Below are 11452 nucleotides of genomic sequence, written 5' to 3'. Positions count from 1 at the left end.
CTGCCGCACCCCTGCGCGACAAGCGACTCCGAAAAGAGCGAACCACCGGCGGGCAGCGGTTCTCAGCAAATACACAGCGCCATCGGTGAAGACTGCGCACGGAGAGGCCGGTGACGGGCGGCTGGTGCACACAGTGGTGACGGCATCGCGTACCGGGATGGGCAATCGTGGACGATCCGCCACGGGAGTGGGCAGTCGAGTTCTCCGGCGGCCGATTCGCCGGACCGGGTGCTGCGACAAACCGGCGCAACCGACTGACGACGACAGACGAACGAGGACATGAACACACACAATCTTGCGCTCGACGGATCCGGAATCGACGGATCGTCGTATATCGACGTGACCGATTTCGCCCGAGACACACCGTGGCTCAACGAGCCGATGTATCTGTACACCAGCATCGGCATCGCCTTCTTCGGTGTGCTGATCATCGCTGCGTGGTGGAAAGCCCGGCGCGAAGACTCGGCGACCATGGCCGCCGTCGTGGCCGCACCCATCGCCGCGGTCGCCGCGTACCTGGTCAACGACGCGGTCAAAGGGGTGGTCGAGGAGCCGCGGCCCTGCAACTCCTATCCAACTGCGTTCATTCTCGAAAAGTGTCCACCTCTGGCGGACTATTCGTTTCCCAGTAACCACACCGTCGTCGCCGCCGCGGTCGCCGCCGCCCTGTTTTTCGTCAGCTGGCGATGGGGCACGGTGGCAGCGGTGGCCGCCGCCTTGATGGCCTTCTCTCGCGTCTACGTCGGTGCCCACTACCCCCACGACGTCATCGCCGGTCTTGTCGTGGGATTCGTCGTTGGTCTGGTCACCGCACTAGTACTGCGCAAGTATGTGACCGCACTCGTCGAAAAACTCTCGACCGGGCCGCTTCGTCCTCTACTTTCAGGGGCCACTGCGCCCGAACAACCGGAGCACAACGCAATCACCATCACGATGCAAGGTCGGCGTCGAGCAGTGGGCCCGACTAAACAGTGAACAACTCTTCGCCGACCCGGCTAAACCCAGGTAAGAGCACGCCACTCCCGTCGAGAATCGCATCTTTCGTGTCAGGTAGCAGTCAGATCAGAGACGAATGCTCGAGGCGCACTCCGAAGATTCGCTGGTAGAGGTCCTCGCCGAAACTGGTGGGCAACGGTGCGCCCGGGATGATCCGGAAGGTGCGCTCCCCGTCCGGTCTCCGTTCGGCGCGGAGGAAGAGAGTGGTGTCGCTGGCCTCGGTGTGGAGGCTGTCGGCGAGGTCGAACATGTGGGTCACGAAGAAGACGGTGGTTCCGGTGTCCACCAGCCCGTGAAGGATCGAACTCGCTATCTGCGAGCCTTCACGTTCGTTGGTGGAGGCGAAGGATTCGTTGCACAGCAACATCGCGTTCGTCGGCATCAGGTCGATAGTCCGGCTCATCCGGTGAAGTTCCTCGTCGAGTTTGCCGCGCTGCATGGCGGCGTCTTCTTCCCTCTTGAAATGGGTGTAGACGCCGGGGCGCGCAGTGGCCCGCATCGATTGTGCGGGCGCGAACAGTCCGGCTTGCATCATCAGTTGGGTAAGCCCGACGCTGCGCAGGAATCTCGACTTCCCACCCTGGTTGGCGCCCGTGATCATCACCAGTGTGTTCCCGTCGGCGGCGATGTCGTTGCCCACCACACGATCTTCGGCGGTCAGGCTCAGTGCCACGTCGTACATTCCGGTGCAGGTGAACACGGTTTCTCCGGGGCGCGTGGGTTCGGGGAAACAGATGGGTTCGTCGAGTGCGGCGAGGTGCCGGGCGAGATTCAGGGCGCCGATGTAGAAGCCGAGTTCTGTGCGCAGCATCCGAAAGAAGCTCAGGATGTGGTCGGCGGATTGGGCGAGGGCGTTAGCGACGAGGATTACCCCTTGTCCCTTCAGATCGCCCAGTGCCTGTGCGCCGGCGATATCGCGGTCGGCGATCTCGAAGCTGTAGGAGACCGGCTCCTGCATCGCGAAAATCCGTTCCCACCACCGCCGATGAGGCGGTTCGTGGAGAACGTATCTCTCACCTTTGTTGCCCTCGCCCAGGGTGGCACTGAGCAGCGCACCTTGAGGAAAGTGCAACTGCTCGAGTTGGTCCCGCGCGCTACGGAAGAAGGTGTCGTCGAGTTCACGGGCGAGCGTGGTGAACAGTGTCGTGAACCCCTCCGATGTGAACTCCGCGGAATGTTCGGCTCCGATGTTCTTGAGTCGGGCAAGCATGTCGAGGAACATCTCGAGTACCTCAATGGATCGGTGCAGGACCGGATCGGGGGAATGGATCAGCAGTGGATAGTACTGCTTGTGTTCGCGTTCGATCGCCTCGACGGCAAGCTGGTACATCTGCGTGACCACGGCGGGCTGCGCGAAGCAGTCGCGCAGTATCTGTTGCCGGTAGATGATGGCATCCGGGTCGGTCACTGTCGTCAGCAGCGCGGCGTCGGCCACACCGCGCAGGAAAGAATCACCTTCGGCCATTGCATCGAGCATGGTGTCGAGTTCGAGGTCTTTCCTCAGATCGGTGGCGTGAGAGGGTAGTTCGGTTCCGGCGGCGAAGTCGCGGCTGCGGTACATCAGGTGTGCTTTCATGATCGACGTTCCTTCACCTGCTGGTAGGTCAGGCGGTACTTTTCTGCGAGCGTGAGGGCATACGCCAGGCCGTCCGCGCGCTGGCGGACGAGGGTGAAGGTGCGATGCGCCGGATCGTCGGGGTCGACGGCGGCGACCATGCTGACGGTGGCCTCGTTCAGCCTCGACAACTCGTCGACGAACGTGACGTACACACCGAGCATGCCGCGGTCGATGATCCGGTTGAGCACGGCGCCGCCGAGAAGACGGGCGTCCTTGACGGTGGTGGAGGTGAAGGTTTCGTTCATGATGACGATGCTCTCGCTGGTGGCCTGGTCGAGAATGTCGTGAATCCGCTCGAGTTCGTCCTGGAGTTTGCCGCTGAGGTTGGTGATGACCTCCTCGCGTTCGAAATGTGTGAACAGGTGATCGTAGAGATGCAATCGGGCCCGGTGGCCAGGGACAAGGCAGCCCAGGCGGCCCAGGTAGTGCATTTGTCCGAAGGTGCGCGCGAAGGTGGTCTTGCCGCCCTGATTGGGTCCACTGACCACGATGACGCGTTCTCGGCCCGTCAGTGCGAAGTCGTTGCACACCACCGCTCGTTCGGGAACAAGGCGTTCGGCGAGCGCGATATCGAATGTGTCGAACGCGCTGACCTCATGGGACCGATCGGTGACGTGGGGGTAGCAGAACTGCAGGCCGGCGTGTTCGAACCGGTCGAGGTAGTCGAGATAGACGAGGTAGAACTGGATCTCGCGGTCGAAGTCGTCGATGACCCGGTCGAGGAATCCACGGTTGTGCTGACAGAACTGGTTCAGTTCTGCGAACTCGCGGGGATGTAGTCGGGCGAGAAGATCCAGTACGTGCGCTTCGACGTGGTTCAACCCCCACCCGGCGGTGTTGCGGAGATGGTGCTCACGCACCTCGCCTTGCTTGAACTTCTCGAATGTTCTCTCCACCTCAGTGCTGTAGTCCGATTCGCCGTCATATCTTCGGACCGTGATGCGGTCACCCTTGATGATCAGGCAGTACCGGATGCCCGACAGTGCCCGCTCGACATTGTCCAGATCACCTCGCAGCGTGGAGAACTCCGGGCCCTGGAGATAATCGGCGAGGTAGTCGCGGAATCTACGCAGACCCGACGATCGTAGGGACAGAACAGTGAGGTTGTCGGACAAGCGGGTAGTGGCCACGGCGAAAACGCGGACAGCCATGAGAAACCAGGCCTGCTGTTCGCGGGGGTAGTACCGCTTACGGGCACGGGCGAGGTGTGTGCGCATCTCGTGCATCCCGGCCGCGAACTCGTCGACCGCCGACCGCACCTCCTCCATCTGCACGTCGCGGAAGACCTCGTGTCGGTAGGTGATCGCCGCGGTATCGGTCAGGGCCGTGTGGAAGAACTGCTCGAGGTCGTACTCCTCGTGGCCGGCGACGATCGATGTCACGACCTGCTCGAGGTTCAGATCGCCGAAGAACTCGGGCGGATTCGTCTCGAGAGGTGGTGCGGTTGCGGGGTTTTCGAAGAGGATGCTGCGAAAACTCTCGGCTGTCATAGCTGCCGCGTCGTCGTCGGGTGCGTACGTGCGATGAATGGCGTCGACATTGTGCATTGGAAGGGGCGGTCGGACGTTCATCCGGATCTCCTCTCGGTCAGTCGACCGAGCTGTTAGATCCTCGTGATCAGTGCGGCCCCGGTCAGCATCGAATATCTGACCAGGAACCGTTGGCTCCACCCGTACGGATGCCGGATGAGCGCACATTGTGGCGAGTCCCACCGCCATGCAAGCTAACTATCAGAATACTCCGTGTCGATCCTGCCTGACCAGCATGCGGTCACCGAACCCGCGTCGAAGAACTCGAAATCCCGTGCCGTGCAGAAGAACAGCACATGTGAGCGCAGGATGCGCGGACGAGCCGACCCTGTCTGATTCCGAGGCACACGAGCAGGCGGACATCGGAAGTGAGGACTGCTATGGCGGCGGTTCGATCGCCGCGGCACCCCTCACGCGGTATACGACGGAAGGACACCGTCGGGAAGGTCCTCCGGCGTTGAAAACCCGGGAGCCGACGCCGCGGATTGCCCTCGACAACTCCACCGGTGACGACCGAGATCGGCGAGGTTCACCACGACCATGTTGTTGTCGATCGGATCATGGTTGCGGCCCAGACCGTCGATGAGCGTTCGATAACCTGTGCCGTGCAGCAGTGCCTGGTGACGGTGGTGGAAATGGCCGTGCCACAGGCGTGCCGGTTGCACGTGATCGACGATCTCCCGTAATCGTTGCCGATTGGCTTCCGACGCGGCCAATTCCCGTGGTGGGAAGCCGTACCGATCGCGCTGCATTCCGGGAACCGGAATTCCGGCCGGGCAGTCATGACAGAACATGACATCCGCGAGGCCACCGGTGATCGCCGCGTCCATCTCGCCGGTGTCGATCGTTTCCTGCGGCCACCACGACGTGCCCTCGATCCGTAAGAACCGATCGATGGAGTACGCGCCACCCATCGCCAGGCATGTCGTCGATCCCCACGACCACCGCAATCCACGGGGCAGATGCACGATCCGTTCTCGCAGGTACCGAAGACCGTCCGGTGCGACGGGACGCGCCAACAGCGCGTCGAACGCTTCATGATTGCCGTCCACGAAACCCAGGACCAGATCGAACTCGGTGAGAGCAGCGTCGAGTGCATCGAGGTAGGCGTCGGTGAAGCGATACCCGAAGTCGCCGAGATGGACTACCACGTTCGCATTGCGTTTGGCTGCATGTTCGATCGCCTCGACCGCATATCGAGTGTCGGCATGCCAGTCCCCTGCAATCGCAATACGGTTGGGAGAGTTGAGGAATCGTCCCGTCGTGGGCTGGTGAGCTGTGTACATAGCGGAACCTTCGGCCGTGATCTCTGCTGTTCGAAGAATGGTGAAGTTCCGAGCGGTCCTGCGCGTCGACGACGCCCCGAAAGGTGTCGACGATGCCGAGAATCGGCAGCCACACCGTCGCGGTATTTTCCGGTGCCTTCACCGATGCGATGCGGCAGAGCGGCCTACCTTTCCGAGCGATACGTCGCTCGATTCGAGGTAGGGACCGTTGGCGGCGCGAACACCGCATTTGGTGGTGGGCCCCACCACCACTGTTCCGGTCAACTTTACTCCCGCCGGCGTACGTTCCCATACTGCAGTGTGGACGAAACCGCCGAACTCGAAGGTGATGTAGACACGCCACCGTCGAATCGTCACCAAGCCAGGTGTGGTGTGCGGCACCATCTAACCGAGCGTGAAATTACCGATGTCTCCCCGACCTCGTCTCGGTTGTACCCGACGTTCTCGACGAGACCTCACTTACCCAACCCCACGAGTACAGGCAACGCATGTTGAACCGCCGCCCGGCAAGTTCGAAAACCTTGATGTGGCCCGGTGTCGAGATGTGGCGAGGATCGACGGAACTCGCTGCACCTTAAGGACGGCCTTGGCGCTTCTACGCGCCTCAGGTACTTTGAGCCGCACCGAATCCCGCCGGCTCAACCAAAATGATTCCTCCCAGGTCGATGCCGCGGAGAAACATCAGATTCAATGAGTCTGAACATTCGGTGAAAATGGCCGAAATCCCAGGACCGGCCGAATGTCGCCCGGGGAGCCCTTACCCCTACCTGCAGGCGATTCGTCGCTCTACAGGGCCGCTGACAACGACGCTGAAGAGCCTGAACAAGCCGCCTGCTCCACTCGGCAACAACACCGGCTGCCCATCTCACGGTGCCGCACTTACGACAACGCCTTGGTCGACTGTTGCCATGACAACAAAGCAGCCACGCCAAATCTCCCGCACCGACGGCAGCGAGATCCTCGCTGCATCCGATCTCCGGGCCTGCGACGTTGTCCGGATGAAGGACGCCGACGGCAACGTCACCGAACCGACCGTGAAGGCGGTGAAAGCGATCGACCGGTGGTCTACCGAACTCGACCTACTGGACGAAGCGGGAGCGTCACTGGTGACTGTGCATCTCCGGCCCGAAACGCTGGTGACTGTTGTCCGTCCACACGAACACGTCCTTCGTACGTCGAGCCCGGTGGTAGTCGACGGCTCGGCAACCTTGCAGCCGCTGTTCTACGACCGCGACGCGGTTCCCTTCCCGTTCAGCGAAGGTCATCGGGTTGAGATGGTCAATGTTGCGAATGCTCCGGTGCAGTCGGATTCGGACTACGACATACAAACGAGGATCAACCAGGATGAGATGTCGCTGCTCGTGAACGGATCCCTTGTGTGGAACGCCGACCACCTGCGCGCCCGAGCCGCCGGGGTCACCACCAGCGAAGGCGGTTTTCTGGTGTTCTATGTGACCGACCGCTCCCGAAATGAGGAGCAGAAGGTGGGGGAGTGGCCCGTTGACCTCAACGATCGTCATGCAGTTGCTCGGTCCGCATTGCACTTGTTCACTTTGTGCTCGATCTGACCTGCCTCAGTAGGCCCCGATCACTCGATCGGGGCCGATTCATGTCCGGTTGAGTGGCCATCGGGACAGTTCAGCCGTGATGGCCGATTTGTGGATTCGACTCGGCGTCCACGGAGGACTCCACTAGTTGAGGTGCGGGCGTGTTGCTTCCGCGATCGCCGCGTAGAGCTGATCAAATATCGGAATGACACGACCGCCAGCGTCGGCGCCTGCGATTCGCCTTCGCATTGCTCCGGTCCCAGTCGCGGTTTACGCCGCCTTCACGATGCTCGTGCTCGTCTTCGCTGCGTACTTAGTCTTTGACGGCCTCACGCAACCGATTGCCCTACCGAAAGTCATTGCGGGTGCAATGTACGGAGCCATCGTGATTCCAGGAATCATGCTGATGGTCACATACTTTGAAAAGGTCGACCGTCGCACATCGATACGAAGCGTGTTGCTCTCATCCGGATTTGGAATACCGCGCCCCATCAGGATCCCTCACCGTCCCGTCGAGCCATTGCTACTGGGTGTTGTTGCTCCCCTCGTCCTCGTCTTCGTCTGGTTACGGGTGTTGGATCCTCTGTTGCGTTCTGCCACATCGATAACGCCGGCGATCGTTTCCACTGACCGCATCAACTGGTACACCGGTCTCTCCACGGGTCTGGTGATCGTGTCGATCTCAGCTGGTGTGCTCTGGGAAGAGGTCCTCTTTCGTGGCCCCGGGCTGCTGCTCTGACCGTGTCGAGAGCCAGATCAGCAGACGCGCGCTGACGATCGTCTCGATCATTGGTGGCGGTCTACTCTCCACCGTCGCATTCGGCTTCCACCACAGCAATCAAGGCGCATGGAATGTGCTTCTCGCGTGCACGTTCGGTGCACTGTTCTACCCGCTCACGCTGGCAACACGATCACTGTGGCCGTCGATTGTCGGGCATCTGGTGTGGAATCTGGATGCGTGGGGGATCGTGAACTGGCTCCAATGATCGGTCGGTGAGGTCAGAGGGCACCGCTACGGTTCCAGATATGGATCCGTCAACGATTCCGAACCTCCCCGCCACCACTTCGGCTAGAGGACAGCTCTCGCCCTGGGGCAGAGGGGGCGACGAAGCGAAGGCCCGTGTCGTCGAAGCGGTCAGTCAATCGCAGGCCTCGACGACAACCCGCGCGTATCGCTCGGATTGGCATCGGTTCGCTCGTTGGTGCGCAGCGAACGAACTCGATGCCTTGCCGGCGGCCGCGGAGACGGTGGCGTCGTACCTGGCAGAAGCCGCCTCCGAACCCCGGGAGGGCATGGGTCCGTACTCGCCGACGACTCTGCGCAGGTGGGTGGCGTCGATCAATTTCTTCCACAGGGCCGCGGAGTTGCCGCCGCCGGGCACGAGTCAGTTGGTGGCGTCCACGCTGGCCGGTTTGCAACGCAAAGCTGCGCGCGATCCGAACCGACGTAGCCGACAGCGAGAAGCGTTGCTGCTCGACGACATCGAACACATCCTGGTGACTGCTCGTGAGGGGTGCAGTAGTTGGGTTGACCGGGTTCGTGAACGCCGTGACTCTGCGCTGTTGCTTCTTGGCTTTGCTGGTGCGTTCCGGCGATCGGAGCTCGCGAACCTGGTCCTCGCCGATGGCCGGATGCACCGTGAGGACGGACTGCATCTGCGCGTGCGGGTGTCGAAGTCGGACCAGAGCGGTGTCGGACAGACCAAGGTGGCGCCGTTCGGGCGGGGTCATCATCACCGGTGCCCGGTCTGCGCGTACCGGCGATGGCATCAGGTGGTGTGTGCGTTCGATTCGGGAGGCCGGCCCGCGGTGATCGCGGAGCTGGCGCGGACCGAACCGTTCACTCATCATGTGTGCCGCGATCGCGGTGTCTCCCCGGTTGATGGGTTGGCGCCGTTGTTCCGGAAGATCGACCGGCACGGGAACATCAGCGAATCCGGGTTGTCAGGGGCGGCGATTCACAGCGTGATTCGGATGCGGGCCAGTGCATCCGGGTTCAGCGATGAGGAGGTGATGATGTTGGGTGGGCATTCGCCTCGCGCAGGGTTCGTCACACAATCGCTGTCGAATGGCGCAAGTACACATTCGATCATGCGTCAGACCGGGCACAAGTCCCCGGCCACGGTTGAAATCTATGCGCGCGAACGCAATCCGGCACAAAACAACGCAGTCATGGATCTCGGGTTCTGACCACTGGACGCCAGGGCGACCTACGCCCGCCAATTCCCCTCGCGTGGTGCATCTACGAGGGGAATTGGTTGTGCCCACACCGGCATATGTGAATCAGATTTGAATCAGGTCCATGATCATGTGGATGCCGAACGGAGCGCTGAGTAACAGCGCTATCCCGATGAGAGCGGCGACGATAAGTTGTTTGCTCTGGTGGATCTTGAATTTGTTGTAGGCCGCCAAGGACTCTGCATCTCGTCGCGTGTATTCGTCGAGGAGCACTGCATCGGCAGTGTTTGAGGGTCCGCCGTCTCGGAAGATCCGGACCAAGTTGTAGCGGTCCGCCCCGGTGAACCCGAGTGCCACGATGTTTGCGTCCTGGCCGTGCGTTGCGTGATTTGGGACATTCATTGCGCTATTGCCTTTCTGGTCGTGCATCTTCCGAAACGGAGGTTCCGGCGTGGCTGCCTCCTCACGATGCGGGGCCCTGGAGGAGGGCGCGGCACGTGTCCCTCGTAGGAATTGACTCGGCCTTCGAACGATTGACGTCGCACATACATTGTCGAGCACGCTCGGCGCACTCGATCATCGTGAGACCGGAGACTCCCTGGTTAATTGACGAGACGAGGGCTCCCCGGGCTCCAGACATGAGACGAGCGTTCGGCTGGATACCTACTGATTGAGAGCGGAGCTGTGTAGCCGCTCGAAGAGGAGCGCCTGATTGGATGCGGCCAATGCCAGTGTCGCGTAAGCATTCGCGAGCTGGACATGTTGGGTCGCAACGCCATCTGGGTCACCACTCTTGATCGCCGTGTCTGCGTCGTCAATTTGTTCCGTGGCTAGCACCGCGAATTCCTTCGCGCCTTTGCCAACGAGGGTTGCCTGGCCCGCAGCGAGATCTAGGATTTCGTTTCGCACGCGGTTTTTCGCTTCTTCGTCCATCGAATATCTCCTCGGTTCTGGTGGGCTGCTGAGTCCGTCACGTGAACCATAGCGATTTCGGCGGCCGCTGTGGCACATCGTGTTACCACAGCGTGAAGGGCAGTCCGGCCTGTTCTGCGAGATAGATTCGACGGTCGATTTCGGTGCTGTCTTCGTTTCGTTCGAGGCCTGCTCGGACAGCGTCAGCGATGGCCCGGGTGCGGCCGGCCGGTCCGCGTACGTCTGCGAGAGGGCTGGCGATGTTGCGGCGGCGCAGTTCGTATTCGCCGCGGTTTGTGCGACGGGTGCCCAGTCGCAGATGAGTCGGATTTGTACAGCCAGCGAAGTCACACTGATGGCACAGCACGGCGTCGTCGGCATTGGACCAGCCCAACCGTGGAATTACCCCGTATTCGAGCTGAAATGCGAACAGGTGGGCCGGGACTGTTCCCCGACGCGAGGGGCCTGGCAGGCTTGCTGCGCGGAAGGATCCATAGCCTGTTGATGACACCCCGGAAGTCCATGGCCAGCATTGGTCGTCCAGCCGCCGGTATCTTTTGGACTCGAAGCGAGCCACGATCGCGGGGTTCTCGAACCAGGATCGCCATATCCGTTCCGGGATCCGGACTGGTTGAGGTTCGCCGATCAAAGTCAGTTGGAATGCATGAGGTTCCGGCGCGGGTTCAGGCATCGAGGGAAGTGGCTGTGGTGCGTCGTTTCCGAATGTCATCAGCGGTGCACCTCCCGCGGTTTTGGACTGCTACCGGTACCAGCGTAGGCGGCTGGACAGTAATCGCAGACAACCGGGAGCGTTCGCGTACTCGGAACGTGAAGTGACATTGCGAGCGTCGGCGCCGTTCGGGTACGAGCTGGTGTGACGGTGTGCCGCAGCCAATAGGCACGTAGGGAAGAGTTGTATGTGAAATCACCGGCAGAACTCGGTCGGTTCGTACCAACATCATCGGAGGCTCCATGTCCACTTCCCCTGCCCTGACACAGATCCCGCAACTCTCGCCGGAAGCACCCCCGGGCGTCGCTGAACTCGTGGGCAAGTTCGACGGGTTCTGGTGGTTCGCCCTCGTCGTCGGGATCGCTGCCTTTGCGATCGGCTTCGCGTCCTATCAGGGGCGGATACGCATGACGGTGAGTCAGGAGTTCCCGTTGCTCTTCGGCGGTGCAATTGCCGCTGTCGTCGCAGGCGCGGCACTGATTTGGGGCGCGTAGCAGCGACACAGCCGACCCACAAAAAGCCTAAGCGGTGCCCCGAATAGCTATTCGAGGCACCGCTTTCGTACTGGTCGCTGCACGTTGTTGTCGTGTCCGTCGACTTCGCCGAGGCAGGCTCGGATATGGGAAATGGTTGGACAGCCAGCCCCAGGGCCGGCA

Annotated in this window: 13 protein-coding genes; 6 read left to right on the top strand and 7 right to left on the bottom strand. The window is 61.4% G+C overall.

Translation table 11 applies throughout. The features are described from left to right. Positions 1–279 precede the first annotated feature (279 nt). Entirely contained in the window at positions 280–975 is a 696-nt protein-coding gene (locus RA302_RS30565) for a phosphatase PAP2 family protein (RefSeq protein WP_064074691.1), read from the top strand. 82 nt (positions 976–1057) lie between these two features. Here RA302_RS30565 and RA302_RS30560 read toward each other — a convergent pair whose 3' ends face one another. From RA302_RS30560 to RA302_RS30545, 4 genes are all read right to left on the bottom strand, one after another. After that, positions 1058–2572: a hypothetical protein gene (locus tag RA302_RS30560; RefSeq protein WP_064074690.1), complete on the bottom strand. Its 1515-nt coding sequence runs from the start codon at positions 2570–2572 to the stop codon at positions 1058–1060. Continuing rightward, positions 2569–4185, bottom strand: a complete 1617-nt coding sequence (locus tag RA302_RS30555; RefSeq protein ID WP_197486185.1) for a DNA mismatch repair protein MutS — start codon at positions 4183–4185, stop codon at positions 2569–2571. Before RA302_RS30555 ends, RA302_RS30560 begins: the two co-directional genes overlap by 4 nt. 368 nt (positions 4186–4553) lie before the next feature. After that, positions 4554–5429, bottom strand: coding sequence for a metallophosphoesterase (locus tag RA302_RS30550; protein ID WP_064074689.1), 876 nt, complete (start codon positions 5427–5429; stop codon positions 4554–4556). Positions 5430–5567: 138 nt separating this feature from the next. Further along, on the bottom strand, positions 5568–5813 hold the full coding sequence (locus tag RA302_RS30545; protein WP_064074688.1) for a hypothetical protein: 246 nt from the start codon (positions 5811–5813) through the stop codon (positions 5568–5570). A 524-nt stretch (positions 5814–6337) separates the two neighbouring features. On the opposite strand from RA302_RS30545, the gene RA302_RS30540 reads away from it, so the two are divergent. From RA302_RS30540 to RA302_RS30525, 4 genes are all read left to right on the top strand, one after another. After that, positions 6338–6997: a hypothetical protein gene (locus tag RA302_RS30540; protein ID WP_075835649.1), complete on the top strand. Its 660-nt coding sequence runs from the start codon at positions 6338–6340 to the stop codon at positions 6995–6997. Positions 6998–7262: 265 nt separating this feature from the next. Beyond that, positions 7263–7715: a hypothetical protein gene (locus RA302_RS30535; RefSeq protein ID WP_338481215.1), complete on the top strand. Its 453-nt coding sequence runs from the start codon at positions 7263–7265 to the stop codon at positions 7713–7715. Further along, on the top strand, positions 7693–7962 hold the full coding sequence (locus RA302_RS30530; RefSeq protein WP_075835645.1) for a CPBP family intramembrane glutamic endopeptidase: 270 nt from the start codon (positions 7693–7695) through the stop codon (positions 7960–7962). The genes RA302_RS30535 and RA302_RS30530 overlap by 23 nt, the downstream gene beginning before the upstream one ends. Before the next feature lie 40 nt (positions 7963–8002). After that, positions 8003–9166: a site-specific integrase gene (locus tag RA302_RS30525; protein ID WP_075835643.1), complete on the top strand. Its 1164-nt coding sequence runs from the start codon at positions 8003–8005 to the stop codon at positions 9164–9166. A 93-nt stretch (positions 9167–9259) separates the two neighbouring features. Here the strand turns inward: RA302_RS30525 and RA302_RS30520 are convergent, their stop codons facing one another. The 3 genes from RA302_RS30520 to RA302_RS30510 form a co-directional block, all read right to left on the bottom strand. Further along, positions 9260–9556 carry a hypothetical protein gene (locus RA302_RS30520; RefSeq protein ID WP_058228451.1) on the bottom strand — a complete coding sequence of 99 codons (297 nt, stop codon included), beginning with the start codon at positions 9554–9556 and terminating at the stop codon, positions 9260–9262. Positions 9557–9817: 261 nt separating this feature from the next. Beyond that, positions 9818–10087 carry a hypothetical protein gene (locus RA302_RS30515; protein WP_075835641.1) on the bottom strand — a complete coding sequence of 90 codons (270 nt, stop codon included), beginning with the start codon at positions 10085–10087 and terminating at the stop codon, positions 9818–9820. Between the two features lie 82 nt (positions 10088–10169). Next, entirely contained in the window at positions 10170–10796 is a 627-nt protein-coding gene (locus RA302_RS30510) for an HNH endonuclease (RefSeq protein WP_064112232.1), read from the bottom strand. A gap of 242 nt (positions 10797–11038) precedes the next feature. Here RA302_RS30510 and RA302_RS30505 point away from each other — a divergent pair, with 242 nt between their 5' ends. Next, positions 11039–11290 carry a hypothetical protein gene (locus RA302_RS30505; RefSeq protein WP_047269172.1) on the top strand — a complete coding sequence of 84 codons (252 nt, stop codon included), beginning with the start codon at positions 11039–11041 and terminating at the stop codon, positions 11288–11290. The last annotated feature ends 162 nt before the right edge of the window (positions 11291–11452 follow it).

This window comes from Rhodococcus sp. DN22 (assembly GCF_036669995.1).
Taxonomy (GTDB): domain Bacteria; phylum Actinomycetota; class Actinomycetes; order Mycobacteriales; family Mycobacteriaceae; genus Rhodococcus_F; species Rhodococcus_F erythropolis.
This window is presented reverse-complemented; position numbering and strand designations above follow the sequence as displayed.

Coding starts and splice junctions, on each gene's coding strand:
- RA302_RS30545 (WP_064074688.1), bottom strand. CDS start 5,813: ATGGTGCCGCACACCACACCTGGCTTGGTGACGATTCGACGGTGGCGT.
- RA302_RS30560 (WP_064074690.1), bottom strand. CDS start 2,572: ATGAAAGCACACCTGATGTACCGCAGCCGCGACTTCGCCGCCGGAACC.
- RA302_RS30535 (WP_338481215.1), top strand. CDS start 7,263: ATGCTCGTGCTCGTCTTCGCTGCGTACTTAGTCTTTGACGGCCTCACG.
- RA302_RS30510 (WP_064112232.1), bottom strand. CDS start 10,796: ATGACATTCGGAAACGACGCACCACAGCCACTTCCCTCGATGCCTGAA.
- RA302_RS30550 (WP_064074689.1), bottom strand. CDS start 5,429: ATGTACACAGCTCACCAGCCCACGACGGGACGATTCCTCAACTCTCCC.
- RA302_RS30520 (WP_058228451.1), bottom strand. CDS start 9,556: ATGAATGTCCCAAATCACGCAACGCACGGCCAGGACGCAAACATCGTG.
- RA302_RS30555 (WP_197486185.1), bottom strand. CDS start 4,185: ATGAACGTCCGACCGCCCCTTCCAATGCACAATGTCGACGCCATTCAT.
- RA302_RS30515 (WP_075835641.1), bottom strand. CDS start 10,087: ATGGACGAAGAAGCGAAAAACCGCGTGCGAAACGAAATCCTAGATCTC.
- RA302_RS30525 (WP_075835643.1), top strand. CDS start 8,003: ATGGATCCGTCAACGATTCCGAACCTCCCCGCCACCACTTCGGCTAGA.
- RA302_RS30505 (WP_047269172.1), top strand. CDS start 11,039: ATGTCCACTTCCCCTGCCCTGACACAGATCCCGCAACTCTCGCCGGAA.
- RA302_RS30540 (WP_075835649.1), top strand. CDS start 6,338: ATGACAACAAAGCAGCCACGCCAAATCTCCCGCACCGACGGCAGCGAG.
- RA302_RS30565 (WP_064074691.1), top strand. CDS start 280: ATGAACACACACAATCTTGCGCTCGACGGATCCGGAATCGACGGATCG.